This is a genomic window from Frateuria defendens (assembly GCF_001182895.1).
GTDB classification, from domain to species: domain Bacteria; phylum Pseudomonadota; class Gammaproteobacteria; order Xanthomonadales; family Rhodanobacteraceae; genus Frateuria_B; species Frateuria_B defendens.
Map to the genome: position 1 here is coordinate 1 of NZ_LFQR01000103.1, position 18,198 is coordinate 18,198.

Below are 18,198 nucleotides of genomic sequence, written 5' to 3' on the forward strand. Positions count from 1 at the left end.
GCCGGACTGCGTGGAGACGCTGGCGCCCGGCTGCCCGCGCACGTTCGTCACCTGGGCGTCGAGCGGGGCGCGCAGGCCGAGCACGCGCAGGCGCTGGCCCAGCTCGACCTGCGCGCCTACCAGCGCCAGCTGCGCCGGCGCGGTGTCCAGCTGCGCCAGCGGCTGGCCGCGCTTGACGTGCTCGCCCTCGCGCACGTCGAGTCGCGCCAGCGTGCCGTCGCGCGGCGCGGCGAGGTTGAGCAGGCCGCCTTCGACGTCGATGCGGCCGCGCGCCACCGCGGCATAGCCGGCCGCGGGCGCCGCCGCCGGCGCCTGGGCCTGCGCAGGCTTGCCGTGCGAGCAGCCGGCGAGCAGCAGCGGCCCCAGCAGCATGCCCGCGGCGAGCGGAAGGAAACGGCGCGGACGTGCGGTCATGGCGAGGGTTCCTCGGCCGTGGCGCCGGCCGGTGTGTTGCGTTGATCGTCGAGGATACGACCGTCCTCCATGCGCAGCACGCGGTCGGCGTGGTGGATCACGCGCGGGTCGTGGCTGACGCAGAGCACGGTGGTGCCGTGGCTGCGGGCGATGCGGTGCAGGATGTCGATCACGGTCTGGCCGTTGGCGGCATCGAGCGCACTGGTCGGCTCGTCGGCGAACAGCAGGTCCGGCTGCTTGGCCAGCGCGCGGGCGATCGCCACGCGCTGTTTTTCGCCGCCGGAGAGTTCGGCCGGGCGCAGGTGCATGCGCGGGGCCAGCCCCACTTCTTCCAGCGACTGCACGGCGCGCTCGCGCACCTGGGTCTTGGAAAGGCCGAGGTAGTGCAGCGGCAGCTCCACCTGCTCGCGCGCGGTGAGCGCGGGGAACAGGTTGAAGCCCTGGAACACGAAGCCGGTGTGGTGCAGGCGAAAGCGCTCCAGCGCGCGGGCGTCGAGCTGGCCGAGGTCGTGGCCGAGCGCGAGCACGCGGCCGCTGTCCACGCCCAGCAGCCCGCTCAGGATCGCCAGCAGCGTACTCTTGCCGCAGCCGGAGGGGCCGGCGATCAGGGTGAGCTCGCCCGGCTCCACCGCGATCGACAGGTCGTCCAGTATCCGGCTGCGCAGCTTGCCGGACACGAAGGCCTTGCCGATCGACTCGGCGCGCAGCGTGGGCGGGGGCGGGCTGTGGTGCATCGGCGCGTTCATCGCAGCAGGGTCGCGGGGTCGGCACGGCGCAGCCCGCGCACGGCGGCCACGCCGGAGACCGCGGCCAGGCCCAGGGTGAGCGCCGCGCAGGCCAGCGCCACCGGCGGGTTGAGCATCGCGGGCACGTCCTGGTTGCGCGCCAGCGCCAGCAGCGCGGCACCCAGCACGGCGGCGCCGAGCAGGCCCACGCCGCCCACCCACAGCGCCTGCTCCAGCACTACCCAGCGCAGGTCGGCCACGCTCACGCCGAGCGCGTTGAGAGTGGCGTATTCGCGCAGCGAGCCGGCCACCGCGGCCACCAGGGTCTGGCTGGTGATCACCGCGCCGACCAGGAACACGATGGCGGCGAGGAACAGCACGCCGGCGCCGGCGCCGGTGTCGAGGATCCAGTACAGCATCGAGCGGCGCGCGAAGGCCCTGGCCGTCCATACCTCATACGGGCCGAAGGCGGCGTCGGCGCGCAGGCGCCCGGCGGCGGCCTCGACGGCGGCGCGGGCGTGGTCGTGCAGCTGGGCGACCAGGTAGGTGGGGCGGCCGCCGTCGGCGGGGTCGTTGTCCAGCTGCCGCGCGGTGTCCAGCGAGGCCACCACGTTGACGCCGCCGAGCGCGCGCAGGCCGCTGGCGACGCCGGCCACGCGCACGCGGCGGCCGTTGATGGTGGCGCTGTCGCCGATGCCGACGCCGAGCTGGCCGAGGTCGGCGCGGTCCACCACCACCGCGTCCGGCTCGTTCAGCAGCGCACGCAGGGCGGGCGGCAGCGCGCGGGCGAACAGCATGCCGTCGGCGCGCGGGTCGATGCCGGAGACGAACACCGACACGCCGCCGGTGCCGCCGCCGCTGTGCCAGTCCGCGTCCAGCCAGATGAATGGCTCCACCCGGGCCACCGCAGGGTCCATCAGCAGGCGCGCCTCCACGTTGGGGTCGATCGGCCGGCCGAGGTTCACGCTCTGCGTGCCGGGGTAGCCCACCCACAGATCCGCCGAGGAGCCGGTGATGTACACGCTGGCGCTGCCGAAGATGCCCAGCACCAGCGCCGCCTGCAGCAGCTGCAGCAGGCCAGCGAAGCCGACCGCCAGCACCGCCGGCAGGAAGCGCCGCCATTCGTGCACCAGGGTCTTGCGGGCGAGGGCGACCATCGCTCAGCGCCTCGCTTCGTCGGTGTTCGGCAGCGGCGCGCCGCCGAGCGCCTTGAACAGCGCCACGTAGTCCAGGTCGCGCGCGGTGTCCGCCGCGAGGCGGGCGGCGTCGGCCTGGGCGCAGGCGAGCAGGCTGTCCTGGCGGTCGAGCGGGCTGGCCAGGCGCAGCGCCACGCGCTGCGCCACGGCCTCGTCGGCGCGCCGCAGCGCCGCGGCGGCCAGGCCGGCCTGCTGCTGGACTTCGCGCTGGCGCTCCAGCCGGCCCAGCGCGGTCTCCACCTCGGCCACGCCTTCCAGCACCGCCTGCCGGTAGGCGTAGACGGCGGCCTGCAGCTCGTGCTGCTTGGCGTGGGATTGGGACACGCGCAGGCCCCAGTCGAACAGCGGGATGTCGATCAGCGGGCCGAACGAGGGGATGGCGTTGGTATGCGTGCGGCGGTGGCTGGCGATGTTGTTGGACCACATGATCGAACCGCCGAGCGCGAGGCTGGGGTAGAGCGCCGCGTGGGCCAGCCCGGCCTCGCCGGCGGCGCGCAGCACCCTGGCCTCGGCCTGGGCGATCTCGGGGCGGGTGCGCAGCAGGTCGGCCGGGGTCGTGGTGAGCCGCCAGTCGCCCAGTGCCGGCGGCGGGCCGGGTTGCAGCCAGGCCGGGTCCGGCGCGTTGCGGCCGAGCAGCACGGCCAGCCGCTCGGCGGCGCCGTCGATCGCCTGCTGCGGTTCGGCCAGCGCCGCCGTGGCGTCGGCCAGCGCGGCCTGCGCGCGCGCCACCGCGTCGGCGGGCGCCAGCTGCAGGCGTTGGCGGGTTTCGAGCAGGTCGAGCTGCCGCTGCCTCGCCTCGCGCACCTGCGTCAGCAGTTGCACCTGCTGCTGCGCCGACCGCAGCGTGATCCATTGCCGCACGACCTCGCCGGTCAGCGATACCCGCACCGCGGCGAGGTCGGCCGCGGCGCCGTCCAGTTCGCCCCGGGCCAGGCGCTCGCTGGAGTCGGCCCGGCCGAACAGGCCGAGCTCCCACACCGAATCGAAACCGATCAGGAAGAACGAGGCACTGGCGTCCGGCGCGATCGCCTGGTCGGTGCGCACCCGCAGGCGCGGCAGGTAGTTGGCGCCCACATGCGAATGCAGCGCGCGGGCGGCCAGCAGGTGCTCGCGCGCCTGGGCCACATCGAGGTTGCCGGCCAGGGCGCGGTCCACCAGCGCATCCAGCTGCGGATCGTTGAAGGCGTGCCACCAGCCGCGCAGGTCGGGCGCCGCGGCGCCGTCGCCGCCGGGATGCCGCCAGGCGGCCGGCGCCGGCGGATCGAGCCGCGGCAGGTCGGCGGCGCAGCCGGCGAGCAGCGCCGCGGCGGCGAGCACGGCCGTACCCGCCAGCCGGCACATCGCCGCCGCACCGGGCATGCGGAGCAGCCAGGGCATCAGGCGTGGTGCGGCAGGCGGACGGGGGCGGTGGGGAACCGCGGCGAAGAGAACCGGAAGCGGCATGGCCGTAGTCTCGTGCGGCTCGGTTTCATGAAGTTTTCGGCGGCGCAGGAAATTTCAGCGCCACCCGCAGCCCGCCTTCGCTGCCGCGCCCGTAGTGCACCTCGGCGCCGTGCCCGGCAGCGATCTCGTGCACGATGGCGAGGCCGAGCCCGGTGCCGTCCTCGCGGTTGCCCGGCGCGCGGAAGAAGCGCTCGCCCAGCCGCGACAGCAGTTCCTCGGGCACGCCCGGCCCGTTGTCCTCCACGTATAGCTCCACGCCGTCCTCGGCGGCCACCAGGCCCACGGTGACGGTGCTGCCGCGGCCGGCGTAGCGCAGCGCGTTGTCGATCAGGTTGTCCAGCAGCTCCTGCAGGGCCGCCGCATCGCCCATCACGTGCAGCGGCTGCTCGGGCCCGATGTAGCCGAGGTCGATGCCGGCGCGCAGCGCCTCGTGCACGCGCAGGCCCACCGCCTCGGGCACCAGCCGGCTCAGCTCCAGCGGGACGTGGTTGTCCGGCGTCTTGTGCGGCGACTGCGCCCGCGTCAGCGCCAGCAGCTGGGTGGACGTGCGGGTGACGCGCTGGGTGAGCTGGCGGATGTAGTCCAGCGCTTCCTTCTGGGTGTCGGCGTCCTTGGCGGCCAGCGCGCGCTCGGTGTGCAGGCGCAGCCCGGCGAGCGGCGTGCGCAGCTGGTGCGCGGCGTCGGCGATGAAGCGCTCCTGCAGCGTGAGCACGCCGCGCAGGCGGGCGAACAGCGCGTCGATGGTGCGGGTCAGCGGCAGGATCTCGCGCGGCACGTCGGCGGCGGTGATCGGGGCAAGCTCATGCTCGCGCGCGGCCAGGCGGCGGGTGAGCGGCCGCAGCACCAGCAGGCCGTGGTTGACGCCGAACCACACCAGCGCCAGCACGCTCAGGATCAGCAGGGTCTGCAGCGGAACGGTCAGCAGCAGGATCTCGCGGGCGCGCTGGTGGCGGTCCTGCAGCGTTTCGGCGACGGTCACGGTGATGGTGTCGCCGGGCTCGCGCGGCGAGTCGAAGCTGACCGTGGCGGCACGCACGGGGCGGCGGCCGTGGAAGGTGTCGTAGAGCACCGGCGGCGCGTTCGGCGCCAGCGTGGACAGCCCGCGCAGCCTGGAGTGCCCGCTGAGCAGGCCATGCATGCGGCTGACGATGGCGAAGTAGTTGGGCCCGTCGGGATCGTATTCGAGCAGGAAGCGTGCCTGGGCGCTGAGCGGGCCGCCGGGGTCGGTGCGCAGCATCTCCGCCAGGGTCTGGGCGTCGTCGCTGAGGTCGTTGTCGTGCACCCGGTTGGAATAGCTGAGCGCCACGCCGTAGGTGAGCAGCGCGTCGAGCAGCAGCAGCGCCAGCATCGGCACCAGCAGGAAGATCAGCAGGCGCCGGCGCAGGCTCGGGTGGCGTTCGCCGGCGATGGGCGCGGGCTCACTCACCGTCGCCGCCTTCTTCCTGCAGCGTGTAGCCGAGCCCGCGGATGGTGCGGATGCCGGCGCCGCTGCCGCGCAGCTTGCGGCGCAGGCGATGGATGGCGATGTCCAGGCCGTTGTCGGTCAGCTCCTCGTCCCAGCTGCACAGCGCTTCCACCAGCTGGGCGCGGCTGGTGACGCGGTCGGGCCGTACCGCCAGCGCGGCGAGCAGGCCGAACTCGCGGGCGGTGAGTTCCAGCGCGGCGTCGTCGGCCCAGGCGCGGTGGCCGGTGAGGTCCAGCCGCAGGCGGCCGAGCTTGAGCTCCGGCGTGCCGTTGCTCGTCGCCCGGCGCAGGATGGCGCGCACGCGGGCCTCGAACTCGGCCAGGGCGAAGGGCTTGATCAGGATGTCGTCGGCGCCGAGGTCGAGCACGCGCACGCGCTCGTTGAGCCCTTCGCGCGCGGTGACCACCAGCACCGGCATGCCTTCGCCGCGCCGGCGCAGGCGGTTCAGCACCTCGCTGCCGTCCAGCGCGGGCAGGCCGAGGTCGAGCACGAGCAGGTCGTAGGGCGTGTCGCGCACGGCGGTGTCGGCGCTCACGCCGTCGGTGACGTGGTCCACCGCATGGCCCTGCTGGCGCAGGGCGGCGCGGATGCCGGCCGCGATGGCCGGATCGTCTTCGGCGATCAGAATGCGCATGGGTGGTTCCTCCTTGTTGGTATTGGCAGGCCTTCGATGGCCGGCTCGGAGTTGGTAATGATTCTCATTTTATGCCATGCTCCCGAGGCCTTCGTCCAGGCAGTCCGTGTCCTTATGTCGCCGGCTGCCGACTGCACGGACAACCCGGTGGCCCGGCAAGTTCATGGCAGATGCCGACGCGGCGATGGCAGGCCTCACGTGGAACCGGGTATTGGCAATGGTGGAAAAAAACGGGGGGCCGGATCGCGCATTCTGGCTCAAGCAACTGCATCGCTGGCACTGGATCAGCTCCGCGCTGTGCCTGGTGGGCATGCTGCTGTTCGCTTTCACCGGCCTCACTCTCAACCACGCCGGCCGCATCGAGGCCAAGCCGCAGACACAGCATCGCACGGCCGCGCTGCCGGCGCCGCTGCGGCACGCGCTGGCCACAGCCGCGCCGCGCAAGGACGCCCCGCTGCCCGCCGCGGTCAGCGACTGGCTCGGCGACGCGCTGAAGGTGGACCTCGCCGGCCGCGGCGCCGACTGGTCCGACGACGAGGTGCTGGTGTCGATGCCGCGCCCCGGCGGCGACGCCTGGGTCAGCATCGACCGCGAAACCGGCGCGGTCGAATACGAGCGCACCGACCGCGGCTGGATCGCCTGGCTCAACGACCTGCACAAGGGGCGCCACGCCGGCCCGGCCTGGGGCTGGTTCATCGACCTGTTCGCGCTGTCCTGCCTGGTGTTTGCGCTGAGCGGGCTGCTGCTGCTCAAGATGCACGCCGCGCAGCGCGGCGCCACCTGGCCGCTGGTGGCCTTCGGCGTGCTGCTGCCGCTGCTGTTGATCGTGTTGTTCGTCCACTGACCGTCATCCCTTAAGGAGCACCCATGCGACGCCTGCTGTTCTCCACCCCCGCGCTGCTGCTCGCCACGCCTGCGCTGGCGGCCGATCTCGACGTGACCGTGCAGATCCCCCAGCTGGACGTGGCCGAATACCACCGCCCCTACACCGCCGTGTGGATCGAGCGCGAAGACCACGGCGTCGCCGCCCAGCTGGCGCTGTGGTACGCGCAGAAGGAGTCGAAGGAGGGCGCCGGCACCAAGTGGCTGCCGGAGCTGCGCCAGTGGTGGCGGCGCGGCGGCCGCGACCTGCAGCTGCCGGTGGACGGGGTCTCCGGTGCGACCCGCCCGGCCGGCGAGCAGCACCTGAAGTTCGTCCAGGGCAAGGCGCCGCTGGGCGCGCTCGCGCCCGGCAAGTACACGCTGGTGGTGGAGGCCGCGCGCGAGGCCGGCGGCCGCGAGGTGGTGCGCGTGCCCTTCGAGTGGCCGACCACCGCCCACCGCGAACTCGCCGCCCAGGGCAGCACCGAACTGGGCGCGGTCAAGCTCGACCTCGCGCCCTGATCCCATTCCCGCCACGGAGCACGACATGATCCTGCGTACCCTGACTCGCGGCGCCTTCGCGCTGGTCCTGGCGTTGCCGCTGGCCGCGCCGGCGCACAAGCTGTGGATGCTGCCCTCGGCCACCAACGTCGCCGGCCCCGACCCGTGGGTGACGGTGGACGCGGCCGCCTCCGACGGCCTGTTCTACCCCGACCACGTGCCGGCCCGCCTCGACTGGCTGACCGTCACCGCGCCGGACGGCCAGACGGCCAAACCGGAGAACGCGCTCACCGGCAAATACCGCAGCACCTTCGACCTGCACCTCACCCAGCCGGGCACCTACAAGCTGGCGCTGGTCAACCAGGGCGTGTTCGCCGGCTACGAATGGAACGGCGAGAAGAAGCGCTGGCGCGGCGACGCCGCGGCGCTGGCCGGGGCGATTCCAGCCGGGGCGCAGCACGTGGAGGTCAGCGAGATGCTCAACCGCGTGGAGACCTTCGTCACCAACGGCAAGCCCAGCGACGGCGCGTTCAAGCCCAGCGGCAAGGGGCTCGAGCTGGTGCCGGTGACGCGGCCGACCGACCTGGTCGCCGGCGAGGCGGCCAGCTTCCGGCTGCTGCTCGACGGCAAGCCGGCGGCCGGGCTCAAGGTCATCGCCATCGCCGGCGCCACGCGCTACCGCAACGCGCCGGAGCAGCAGGAGGCCACCACCGGCGCGGACGGCCAGTTCAGCCTCACCTGGGCGCACCCTGGCATGTACTGGATCAGCGCCAGCACCCAGGACGGCAAGACCAGCGTGAAGCAGGCCAGGCAGCGCCGCCTGTCCTACGCCGCCACGCTGGAAGTGCTGCCGGAATGAGCGTGCCGCGGAGCGCTCGCTGATGGAGACGCCCGCCATGCCGCCGGCCGCGCCGCCGGTGCTGCGCAACCTGCACGGCCTGACCATGGGCACCACCTGGTCGGTGCGCCTGGTCGCGCCGCCGGCGCTGTCGATGGAGGCGGCGCAGCGCGGCGTGCAGGTGGAACTCGACCTGGTCGACGGGCAGATGAGCACCTACAAGCCGGCCTCGGCGCTGTCGCAGTACAACACCGCGCCGGCGGGAACCTGGCAGAGCCTGCCGGCGGAACTGTTCGCAGTGTTCGAGCGCGCGCTGGCACTGGCGCGCGACACCGGCGGCGCCTACGACCCGACGGTGGGGCCGCTGGTCGAGCTGTGGGGCTTCGGCCCGGGCGGAGCCCGGCGCGAGCCGCCGCCGCCCGCGGCGATCGCCGCCGCGCGATCGCGCGCCGGCTGGTGGCGCATCGGCCTCGACGCGGCCACGCGCCTGGCCTACCAGCCGGGCGGGATCTATGTGGACCTGTCTTCCATCGCCAAGGGCTACGCCGTGGACCGCGTCGGGCGCTGGCTCGATGCGGCGGGCGCCACCGCGTGGCTGGTGGAGGTGGGCGGGGAGCTCAAGGCGCGCGGCGCGAAGCCGGACGGCACGCCGTGGCGGGTCGGCATCGAGCGGCCGGACGCCGCGGCCGGCGAGGTCGAGCGCGCCGACCAGCTCACCCGCGTGGTGACCCTGCGCGATCGCGCCATCGCCACCTCGGGCGACTACCGGCGCCGCTTCACCGACGGCGGGCAGGCCTACGCGCACCACATCGACCCGCGCAGCGGCCATCCGGTGCCGCACGCGGTGGCCTCGGTGAGCGTGCTGGCCGGGGAGGCGATCCAGGCCGACCCGCTCGGCACCACCCTGACCGTGCTCGGCCCCGAGCGCGGCCTGGCCTATGCGGAAGAGCACGGCCTCGCCGTGCTGTTCCTGCTGCGCGGCGATCGCGGCTTCGAGGAACGCATGTCGTCGGCCTTCGCGGCGGCCCTGGAACCATGAAGCCGCGCACGCTGACGATGACGCCGACGCTGCTCGGCAACGCACTGCTGTTGGCGGTGCTGGCCGCGATGGCAGCCTGGCTGGCCACGCAGCAGGCCGGCGCCTGGGCGTGGCGCGCGCCATCGCCCGCGCAAGGGCTGGGTGCCGGCGCGGCGGTGCTCGCCTGGCTGCTGCTCGCGTTCGGCATCACCGGCCAGCGGCGGCGCCCGCGCCTCGCCGCCACCGACGATGCATCCACCGGCGAGGGTGCCTGGGGAAGCGAGGCCTTCCTCGTCGCCTACGCCAGCCAGACCGGCACCGCCGAGCGCCTCGCGCGGCAGACCGTGCAGAGCCTGGCGTCGACGGGGCAGGGCGCGAAGGCGCTGCCGCTCGGCGAGCTCGACCTGGCCGCCGTGCCCGCCGCCACGCGCGTGCTGTTCGTGGTCAGCACGACCGGCGAGGGCGATGCGCCGGACGCCGCGGCGGCGTTCTGCCGGCAGTGGATGCGCGCGCCGCTGGCGCTGCCCGGGTTCGGCTACGGCCTGCTGGCGCTGGGCGACCGCGACTATGCGAATTTCTGCGGCTTCGGCCGCCGCCTGCGGCAGTGGTTGCAGGCGAGCGGCGCGCAGCCGCTGTTCGATCCGGTGGAGGTCGACAACGGCGAAGCGGGCGCGCTGCGCCACTGGCAGCACCACCTCGCACTGCTGGCCGGCGCGAGCGAGCTGCCGGACTGGCAGCGCCCGCAGTACGGGCGCTGGACCCTGGCCGAGCGGCGCCTGCTCAATCCCGGCAGCCTGGGCGAGGCCTGTTTCCATCTCGCGCTGCGCCCGTGCGACGGCGCGCTCGACTGGCAGGCCGGCGACGTGGCCGAGGTCGGCCCGCGGCATGGGGCGGACGAGGTGGCCGCGTGGTTGGCGCAGAGCGGCTTCGACGGCGAGGAGACCGTCGCGGCGGACGGCCGCCGCCAGGCGCTGGCCGTGCTGCTGGCCGGCAGCCACCTGCCGGAGCCGGCCTCGGTGCAGGGCCGGCCGGTAGCGTCATGGGCGGCCGCCCTGGCGCCGCTGCCGCATCGCGAATACTCGATCGCCTCGCTGCCCGCGGATGGCGCGCTGCACCTGCTGGTGCGCCAGATGCGCCGCGCGGATGGCCGCCTCGGCCTCGGTTCGGGCTGGCTCACCCAGGCGGCGCCGGTGGGCGCGCAGATCGCCCTGCGCGTGCGCCGCAACGCCAACTTCCACGCGCCGCCGGACGGGCGCCCGCTGGTGCTGATCGGCAACGGCACCGGCCTGGCCGGGCTGCGCGCCCTGCTCAAGGCGCGCATCGCCGCCGGGCACGCGGGCAACTGGTTGCTGTTCGGCGAGCGCCAGGCCGCCTGCGATTTCCATTACCGCGACGAGATCGAAGCCTGGCGGCGCGAGGGCTGGCTGGCGCGGCTCGACCTGGCCTGGTCGCGCGAGGGCGATCGCGCCTACGTGCAGCAGCGCCTGCTCGACGCGGCCGGGACGCTGCGCCAGTGGGTGGACGAAGGCGCCGCGATCTACGTCTGCGGCAGCCTGGCCGGCATGGCGCCCGGCGTGGACGCGGCGCTGCGCGAGGTGCTCGGCGAGGCCACGCTCGATGCCTTGCGCAGCGGGGAGCGCTACCGGCGCGACGTGTATTGAGCGGCGCTTGCCGCAGCCCGCTTTCCCGGGCTGCGGACCGGGCAAGTTCGAGTTTCCGGAGGGCCCGCTGCGCATGCTGTCCGGCAGCGCCACGCTATTCAAACCCGGAATGGCCCCGATTCCATTTATTCATTTGTGCCATAACCCACCCCTTCCTAGGATGGCGCGCAGCAGGTCGCTCGCGGCAACGCCAGGGCACCCCGCAGCGTGAAGCAGACGGCAGTCGCCGCGGTGGTGGCTGGAGTTTCCCTCGAGCGTTGGATCATGGACATGGTCGAAGCAGAAACATCGGGCCGCGGGCTGGCGCTGCGCGACCTGTTCCGGGTACTTCTCGCGCTGCTCGTCCTGATCGTCGCCCTGGCCCTGGCCGTCGGCGGCTTCGCGCTGCTCAGGCTCGGCGGGTCGGCCTATTACTTCGTCGCCGGGCTGGCCTATGCAGTGCTGGCGGTGCTGGTCTTCCGCCGGCATCGCCGTGCGGCGGTGGCCTCCGTCGCGATCTTCCTCGCGACCTGTGTCTGGGCGCTGTTCGACGCGCCGCGGTTCGGCTACTGGGAGCTGCTGCCGCGGCTGGTGGTGCCGGCGCTCATCCTGATGCTCAGCCTGTGGCTGTGCGCGGGCTTTCCCGGCGTGCGCCCGGGTGCGCGGCGCCGGCGCAACGCCGGCGCGCTCGCCGTCTTCCTCGCCCTGCTGGCGACGCTGGTGGCGGCCTTTTTCCCGCACGGTGCCATCGTCGATCCCGCGGCGCCCGCCCACGATGGCGGCGCAGCCCGGGCCGGCCCGGACAATCCGGACGACTGGGCGTTCTACGGCCGCAACGCCGCCGGCACGCGCTTCGCGCCGTACGGGCAGATCACGCCGGCGAACGTCGGCCGGCTGCAGGTCGCCTGGACCTACCGCACCGGCCGCCGCACGACGGGCGCCGGGGCCGGCGTCGACGAGAACACGCCGCTGCAGATCGGCGCCACGCTGTATTCGTGCACGCCCGAGAACCGGGTGGCCGCGATCGACGGCGACACCGGCAAGCCGGTCTGGACGTTCGACCCCGGGGCGCACACCGCCGAGCACGTCAGCTGCCGCGGCGTCGGCTACTACGACATCGACCGGGATGCCAGCCTCGATGCCGCGCAGAAGGCCGCCTACACGGCGCAGGCCTGCCGCCAGCGCATCCTGGTGTCGAGCGTGGATGCGCGCCTGTTCGCGCTCGACGCCCACACCGGCGCGCTGTGCCCGGGCTTCGGCGAGAACGGCTATGTGGATCTCAAGCCGCACATGGGGCCGACCGAGCAGAGCAAGCGCTACCACCCGACCTCGCTGCCGGTGGTGATGGGGCACCTGGCGGTGATCGGCGGCTGGGTGCGCGACATCGTCGACGGTGAGCCTTCCGGTGTGGTGCGCGCCTTCGACGTGCGCGACGGCTCGCTCGCCTGGGCCTGGGACGTGGGCAAGCCGGAGGGCCTCGCGCAGCCCGGCGAGGATTTCACGCTGGCCACGCCCAACGTGTGGACCATCCCCACTTACGACCACGAGCTCAACCTGGTCTACCTGCCGACCGGCAACGGCCCGCCGGACTACTGGGGCGGCGACCGCAGCGCGGCCAAGGAGAAATACGGCTCGGCCGTGGTCGCGCTGGACGCCGCCACGGGCAAGCTGCGCTGGGCGTACCAGACGGTGCACCACGATGTGTGGGACTACGACCTGCCGTCGCAGCCGGTGCTCTACGACATCGCCAACGCGCAGGGCGAGAAGATCCCCGCGCTGATCCAGACCACCAAGACCGGCAACATCTTCGTGCTCGACCGCCGCACCGGCCAGCCCGTGACCGCGGTCGAGGAGCGGCCGGTGCCGACCGTGCCGGCGGCGCAGGGCGAGCGCCTGTCGCCGACGCAGCCGTTCTCGGTGGGCATGCCGGTCATCGGCGCCGAGCCGCTGAGCGAGCGCGCGATGTGGGGCATCACGCCCTTCGATCAGCTCTACTGCCGCATCAAGTTCAAGGACTCCCACTACCAGGGCGCCTTCACGCCGCCCACCGAGCGGCCCTACATCGAGTGGCCCAGCCTGCTCGGCGGCATGAACTGGGGCGGCGTTTCCATCGACGAGTCGCGCGGCCTGATGTTCGTCAACGACATGCGCATGGCGCTGCGGATGTCGCTGGTGACGCGCGAGGAGGCCAAGCGGTTCAAGGTTTCCACCGACGAGGTACCCGGCTTCATGGGCACTCTCCGGCCGCAGCTCGCCGGCCCCTACGGCGGCGTGAGGATCGACATCCTGCAGTCGCCGCTCGGCGTGCCCTGCGTCACGCCGCCGTTCGGCACCATGAGCGCGATCGACCTGAAGACCAGGAAGCTGGTCTGGCAGGTGCCGCTGGGCACGGTGCAGGACACCGGCCCGCTCGGCATCAAGACCCACCTGCCGCTGCCCATCGGCATGCCAACGCTCGGCGGGCCGACCTCCACCGCCTCCGGCCTGGTGTTCTTCGCCGGCACGCAGGACTACTACCTGCGCGCACTGGACGCGGCCACCGGGCGGGAAGTGTGGAAGGCCCGGCTGCCGGTCGGCGCGGTGGCCGCGCCGCTGGTCTACCGCTCGCCGAAGACCGGCAAGGAATACGTGGTGATCTCGGCGGGCGGCACCAGCCATTCGCCGGACGTGGGCGATTACGTGATTGCCTACGCGCTGCCCGACGGTGCGGGCCGATAGCGGGCGGGCTTCCGGGCCTGGGGCGCCGCTCCGGGGGGAAGGCGGCCGGGGGCGGCGCTCGGCCTTCCCAATCCGCTGGGTCTGTCGCGGCGCCGGCGCGGCCTCGCGCTCCGCGACGTTTTTTGCAATCCATGGATGCCCGTTCGCGCCGCGCCGGCGCGGCAGGTAGTCATGGCGCGAAAAGCTTCACCAGTACGAGCTCGCCGCCGCCGTCGACAAGCAGGCGCTGGCCCGGCCGGGGATCGAGCCACAGGCTCTCGTCCGGTTGCAAGGCGCGGGTTTCTCCGTCGGCGTGCACCTCGGCGTGGCCGGCCAGCAGGTGCACGAACCAGCGCCAGCCCGGCGTGGCCGGCAGCAGCATGAGGCCGTGCAGCGGGCGGGCGATCAGCTCGCCCTGCGCGGCGCCGCGCAACATGAGGTTGACGACGCGGGTGGGGCCTTCGGGCAGCCCGGCCTGCGGGGCGTCGGCGCCATCGAAGGCGAACGTGGCGAGGCGCGGCAGCCGGTGTTCGCGCCCGCCGGCGAAGGCGAGCGTGAGCGGCGCATCGAGCGGCGCCAGCAGGCGGCGCGTATCGGGGTAGGGCGAGAATGGGCCGTCCGCGTCGACCTGCGCCACGCTGAGGCGCCAGCGCCAGTCCTCGCCGGCGGAATCGCGGTCCAGTTCCAGTGTGCTGCCCCGACCGTTCGCCCAGCGTTGCGCGCGGCGCGCGCCGGGGGCGAGCGGGCGCAGGACGCTCATGCCCAGGCGCGGCGCGGCTCGCGTTGCGGCGGGTAGTAGGCGAACACGTGGTTCTGCGTGCCGTAGAAGGTCATGTCGTCGATGTGCTCGCCGCCCAGGCGGTCGGCGACGCGGTCGGAGGCCTCGTTGCCGATGCGCACCAGGCTGATCACGCGCGGAGCGTGCAGCCGGCTCCAGGCGAAGTCGAGGGCGGCCTGGCCGGCCTCGGTGGCGTAGCCGTGGTGGCGGTGCTGGGGCTTGAGCATCCAGCCGAGCTCCAGGTCGGGCCAGCCTTCCGGGTTCATCAGGCCGGCGCGGCCCACGAACTCGCCGGTGCTCTTCAGTTCCAGCGCCCACATGCCGCAGCCGCGCAGTTGCCAATGGCCGAGCAGGAAGGCCAGCGAACGCCAGGCGGCGGCGCGGTCCAGCGGTTCGCCGTCGCCGATCCAGCGGGTGCTTTCGGGGTCGGCCAGCATGGCGGCGTAGTCGTCGAAGTGGCGTCCGGCGAGGGTGGTCAGGCGCAGGCGCGCCGTCTCGATGGTGGGAATCTCGAACATTTACGGCTCGGCGAGTCGGAAACCACGACCCAGCAATCGGCCCAGTTCCCGGGTACTTGAGGCAAGGCTTTCGGCCCAGTCGAAGCCGATGATCTTCTCACCAGTGGCCGTGTCGATAAAGTCCTCGGCCTGGCCGGGCGGCAGCAGGTGGCGGTAGTCGACGGTCAGCTCGGTGCCGCTGGGCAGGTCGTGGCGGGCGAACACGAAGCCCAGGTGCCACAGCCCGGTGGGCTCGAAGCTGTGGTTGATGTAGCACTCGTCCGGCCAGTCGGGCGAGAGGGTGTAGCGGTCCTCGAACCAGCGCGCGCTGGCGTAGGCGAGGTCCGGCCGGGCCTGCACTTCGTCCAGGCGGTAGGTTTCGCCGATCGCGTCGGGGGCGGTCAGCACGCTGCCGGCGCGCACCGCCTGGTCGAGGAACAAGCCTTGCCCGGCACCCCCGATGGTGGATGCGGCAATGCGGTAACGCGGAAGGATCATGGCGATAGGGCGTCGACCTCGAGCGCCGCGAGTGTAAGCGCAAGCGGCGCGGCCCGCCATGGGCCGCGCCGTCCGGCGAACGGTGGCGCTCGATGGCGCCTCAGCCGCCCGCGTCGGCCGCCGGCTTGGCTTTGCCGTGGCGCGAGCCCTTGGCCGAGGCCTTGGCGGGCGCGGCCGCGGAGGCCGGGGCCGCGCCGGCGTCGGCCAGCAGGATGGCGTCGCGGTTGCGCTCCAGCGTGGACTGGCCGATGCCCTTGACCTGGCCGAGCTCGTCCACGCTCTTGAACGGCCCGTGCTCCTGCCGGTAGGCCACGATGGCTTCGGCCTTGGCCTGGCCGATGCCGTCCAGGGCATCGGCGATGGCGGCGGCGTCGGCCTTGTTGACGTTGACCGGGGTGGCGGCGAAGGCGGGCAGGGCGAGTGCCAGCGCGAAGGCGGCGGCGGTGGCGAATCTGGCGAGCATGGCGGTTTCTCCTTGGGGTTCGGGTAGCGCGGCGTTCCGTGGGCCGCGGCGGCACTTTGGCCCGCCGGGCCCGGCGGGCGCAGTCGGTGCGCGGCCTGCCGACGCGGCGCGCGCGACGCGCGGCGATGTCGGTGGGGGATGAGCGCCCTGTCGGCCGCGGTCGGGCGGGGCTGTACAATTCGCGCCTTTCCCGATGTTTCCCCAAGGAAGTGCCATGGATACCTCCCGCCTCGCCGGCTTCGTCAGCGGGCTCTGGGACGATGAGATCGTGCCCCAGCTGGTCGAGTACATCCGCATTCCCAACAAGTCGCCGATGTTCGACAGGGACTGGACCGCGCACGGCCACATGGACCGCGCGGTGGCGCTGATGGCGGACTGGGCGCGCGGCAAGCTCGCCGCCTGGCCGGGCGCCACGCTGGAGGTGGTGCGGCTGGAAGGGCGCACGCCGCTGATCTACCTCGAGATCCCCGCCCAGGGCACGGACAGCGACGACGCCGTGCTGCTCTACGGCCACCTCGACAAGCAGCCGGAGATGACCGGCTGGGCCGAGGGCCTGGGCCCGTGGACGCCGGTGCTCAAGGGCGACAAGCTCTACGGCCGTGGCGGCGCCGACGACGGCTACGCCATCTTCGGCTCGCTGGCCGCGCTGCTGGCGCTGCACGAGCAGGGCGTGCCGCATGCGCGTTGCGTGATCCTGATCGAGGCCTGCGAGGAGTCGGGCAGCTACGACCTGCCGTACTACGTGGACCACCTGGCCCCGCGCATCGGCCAGCCCTCGCTGGTGGTGTGCCTGGATTCGGGCTGCGGCAACTACGACCAGCTGTGGCTCACCACTTCGCTGCGCGGCATGACCGGCGGCGAGCTGACCGTGCAGGTGCTGGAGGAGGGCGTGCATTCGGGCGACGCCTCCGGCGTGGTGCCTTCCAGCTTCCGCATCCTGCGCGAGCTGCTGTCGCGGTTGGAGGACCCCGGGACCGGCGCGATCAAGCCGCCGGAGCTGTACGCGGAAATCCCGCCGCAGCGCATCGAGCAGGCCCGCAAGTCGGCCGAGGTGCTGGGCACGGCGCTGTACGACAAGTTCCCCTTCGTCGAGGGCATGCAGCCGGTGACCGGGGACCTCACCGAGCTGGTGCTCAACCGCACCTGGCGCCCGCAGCTGGCGGTGACCGGCGCCGAGGGCCTGCCGCCGCTGGAGAGCGCCGGCAACGTGCTGCGCCCGAAGACCGCGGTGAAGCTCAGCCTGCGCGTGCCGCCCACGCTGAGCGGTGCCAAGGCCGGCCAGTTCGTCAAGGCGCTGCTGGAGCAGGACCCGCCCTACGGCGCCAAGGTCAGCTTCAAGCTGGAGAAGGACGGCAGCGGCTGGAACGCGCCGCCGCTCTCGCCGTGGCTGGAGCAGGCGGTGGCGGAGGCGTCGGAGCATTATTTCGGCAAGCCGGCGGCGTACATGGGCGAGGGCGGCTCGATCCCGTTCATGGGTATGCTGGGCGAGAAGTTCCCGCAGGCGCAGTTCCTCATCACCGGCGTGCTGGGGCCGCACTCCAACGCGCACGGCCCCAACGAGTTCCTGCACATCCCCACCGGCAAGAAGGTGTCGATGGTGGTGGCCGAGGTGGTGGCGCGGCATCACGCGCAGGCGGTCGGCGGCTGAGACCTGCCGCCGGCTCGAAGCACGGCGCCCATTGATGACGAGTCACCGCGAACCATGTCCACGCCTTCCGACGATCACAGCTACCTCGCCGCCAACTGGGCGGCGGCCCGCGCGCGGGTGGACGAGGCCTGCCGCGCGGCCGGGCGCGATCCGGCCGGGGTGGCGATCCTGCCGGTGAGCAAGACCTTCGGGCCCGAGCTGGTCCGCGCCGCGGCGGCGCTCGGCCTGCGCCGCTTCGGCGAGAACAAGGTGCAGGAGCTGCGCGAGAAGGCCGGCGCGCTGGCCGACCTTGGCCTCGAATGGGTGGTGATCGGCCACCTGCAGACCAACAAGGCCAAGGACGTGGCGCGGCTGGCCAGTGAAGTGCAGTCGCTGGACCGGCTGGAACTGGCCGAGGCGTTGCAGCGCCGGCTGGAGGTCGAGGGCCGCGCGCTGGACGTGCTGGTGCAGGTGAAGACCTCGCCGGAGGAGAGCAAGCACGGCCTGGCGCCGGAGGCGCTGCCGGCGCTGCTGGACCGGCTGCGCGAGTGGCCCGCGCTGCGCGTGCGCGGCTTGATGACGGTGGCGGTGAACAGCGAGGACCCAGCGGCGGTGCGTGCCTGCTTCCGCCGTCTGCGCGAGCTGCGCGAGGAAAACGTGGCGCGCGGCCACGCGCTGCCGCGGCTGTCGATGGGCATGAGCGGGGATTTCCCGCTCGCCATCGCCGAGGGCGCCACCGAGGTGCGCCTGGGCACCGCGATCTTCGGCCGGCGGAGCTATCCGGCGGCGCCGTGATCGGCTGATTGCCCGCCAAGCACTCGGCTCGCCTGTAAGGAGCGCGCCTTGCGCGCGACCGCGGAGCCACGATGCCCCCGCTGCGTAGGCTTGTCGCGCGCGAGCGCG

The 18,198-nt window shown here is 73.2% G+C and carries 17 protein-coding genes and 1 pseudogene; 8 read left to right on the forward strand and 10 right to left on the reverse strand.

The genetic code is table 11. From position 1 onward, the window contains the following. From ACH65_RS13875 to ACH65_RS13900, 6 genes and pseudogenes are all read right to left on the reverse strand, one after another. Positions 1 to 414 (reverse strand): annotated as a pseudogene (locus tag ACH65_RS13875) (HlyD family secretion protein); the annotation flags it as partial. After that, positions 411 to 1,148, reverse strand: coding sequence for an ABC transporter ATP-binding protein (locus ACH65_RS13880; RefSeq protein WP_049623205.1), 738 nt, complete (start codon positions 1,146 to 1,148; stop codon positions 411 to 413). The gene ACH65_RS13880 and the pseudogene ACH65_RS13875, both read right to left, overlap by 4 nt. A gap of 8 nt (positions 1,149 to 1,156) precedes the next feature. Further along, entirely contained in the window at positions 1,157 to 2,296 is a 1,140-nt protein-coding gene (locus ACH65_RS13885; RefSeq protein ID WP_049623206.1) for an ABC transporter permease, read from the reverse strand. Positions 2,297 to 2,299: 3 nt separating this feature from the next. Continuing rightward, a complete protein-coding gene (locus tag ACH65_RS13890) occupies positions 2,300 to 3,712 on the reverse strand; it encodes a TolC family protein (RefSeq protein WP_082190334.1) in 1,413 nt (470 codons plus the stop codon). A gap of 91 nt (positions 3,713 to 3,803) precedes the next feature. After that, positions 3,804 to 5,126 (reverse strand): sensor histidine kinase, encoded by a 1,323-nt coding sequence (locus ACH65_RS13895; protein ID WP_082190336.1) that lies wholly within the window; start codon positions 5,124 to 5,126, stop codon positions 3,804 to 3,806. A 70-nt stretch (positions 5,127 to 5,196) separates the two neighbouring features. Beyond that, entirely contained in the window at positions 5,197 to 5,877 is a 681-nt protein-coding gene (locus tag ACH65_RS13900; protein ID WP_049623207.1) for a response regulator, read from the reverse strand. A gap of 217 nt (positions 5,878 to 6,094) precedes the next feature. Here ACH65_RS13900 and ACH65_RS13905 point away from each other — a divergent pair, with 217 nt between their 5' ends. From ACH65_RS13905 to ACH65_RS13930, 6 genes are all read left to right on the forward strand, one after another. Continuing rightward, positions 6,095 to 6,721 carry a PepSY-associated TM helix domain-containing protein gene (locus ACH65_RS13905; protein WP_049623208.1) on the forward strand — a complete coding sequence of 209 codons (627 nt, stop codon included), beginning with the start codon at positions 6,095 to 6,097 and terminating at the stop codon, positions 6,719 to 6,721. Positions 6,722 to 6,744: 23 nt separating this feature from the next. Continuing rightward, the gene (locus ACH65_RS13910) at positions 6,745 to 7,260 is read left to right on the forward strand and encodes a DUF2271 domain-containing protein (RefSeq protein ID WP_049623209.1); all 516 of its coding nucleotides are present in this window, start codon (positions 6,745 to 6,747) and stop codon (positions 7,258 to 7,260) included. Between the two features lie 25 nt (positions 7,261 to 7,285). Further along, positions 7,286 to 8,098 carry a DUF4198 domain-containing protein gene (locus tag ACH65_RS13915; RefSeq protein WP_049623210.1) on the forward strand — a complete coding sequence of 271 codons (813 nt, stop codon included), beginning with the start codon at positions 7,286 to 7,288 and terminating at the stop codon, positions 8,096 to 8,098. 22 nt (positions 8,099 to 8,120) lie between these two features. Continuing rightward, positions 8,121 to 9,116 (forward strand): FAD:protein FMN transferase, encoded by a 996-nt coding sequence (locus ACH65_RS13920; RefSeq protein ID WP_049623211.1) that lies wholly within the window; start codon positions 8,121 to 8,123, stop codon positions 9,114 to 9,116. After that, positions 9,113 to 10,756, forward strand: a complete 1,644-nt coding sequence (locus ACH65_RS13925) for a sulfite reductase subunit alpha (protein WP_049623212.1) — start codon at positions 9,113 to 9,115, stop codon at positions 10,754 to 10,756. The genes ACH65_RS13920 and ACH65_RS13925 overlap by 4 nt, the downstream gene beginning before the upstream one ends. 207 nt (positions 10,757 to 10,963) lie before the next feature. Then, positions 10,964 to 13,453, forward strand: a complete 2,490-nt coding sequence (locus tag ACH65_RS13930; RefSeq protein WP_237561528.1) for a membrane-bound PQQ-dependent dehydrogenase, glucose/quinate/shikimate family — start codon at positions 10,964 to 10,966, stop codon at positions 13,451 to 13,453. Positions 13,454 to 13,622: 169 nt separating this feature from the next. Here ACH65_RS13930 and ACH65_RS13935 read toward each other — a convergent pair whose 3' ends face one another. The 4 genes from ACH65_RS13935 to ACH65_RS13950 all read right to left on the reverse strand — a co-directional run bounded on the left by ACH65_RS13935 (position 13,623) and on the right by ACH65_RS13950 (position 15,668). Further along, positions 13,623 to 14,192, reverse strand: coding sequence for a HutD/Ves family protein (locus ACH65_RS13935; protein WP_049623213.1), 570 nt, complete (start codon positions 14,190 to 14,192; stop codon positions 13,623 to 13,625). Further along, positions 14,189 to 14,728 (reverse strand): GNAT family N-acetyltransferase, encoded by a 540-nt coding sequence (locus ACH65_RS13940; RefSeq protein ID WP_049623214.1) that lies wholly within the window; start codon positions 14,726 to 14,728, stop codon positions 14,189 to 14,191. Before ACH65_RS13940 ends, ACH65_RS13935 begins: the two co-directional genes overlap by 4 nt. Continuing rightward, on the reverse strand, positions 14,729 to 15,205 hold the full coding sequence (locus ACH65_RS13945; RefSeq protein WP_049623215.1) for an SET domain-containing protein: 477 nt from the start codon (positions 15,203 to 15,205) through the stop codon (positions 14,729 to 14,731). Positions 15,206 to 15,305: 100 nt separating this feature from the next. Then, a complete protein-coding gene (locus ACH65_RS13950) occupies positions 15,306 to 15,668 on the reverse strand; it encodes a ComEA family DNA-binding protein (RefSeq protein WP_049623216.1) in 363 nt (120 codons plus the stop codon). Between the two features lie 214 nt (positions 15,669 to 15,882). Here ACH65_RS13950 and ACH65_RS13955 point away from each other — a divergent pair, with 214 nt between their 5' ends. Then, positions 15,883 to 17,316 (forward strand): M20 family metallopeptidase, encoded by a 1,434-nt coding sequence (locus ACH65_RS13955; RefSeq protein ID WP_049623217.1) that lies wholly within the window; start codon positions 15,883 to 15,885, stop codon positions 17,314 to 17,316. Positions 17,317 to 17,370: 54 nt separating this feature from the next. Next, positions 17,371 to 18,090, forward strand: a complete 720-nt coding sequence (locus ACH65_RS13960) for a YggS family pyridoxal phosphate-dependent enzyme (protein ID WP_049623218.1) — start codon at positions 17,371 to 17,373, stop codon at positions 18,088 to 18,090. Positions 18,091 to 18,198 lie beyond the last annotated feature (108 nt).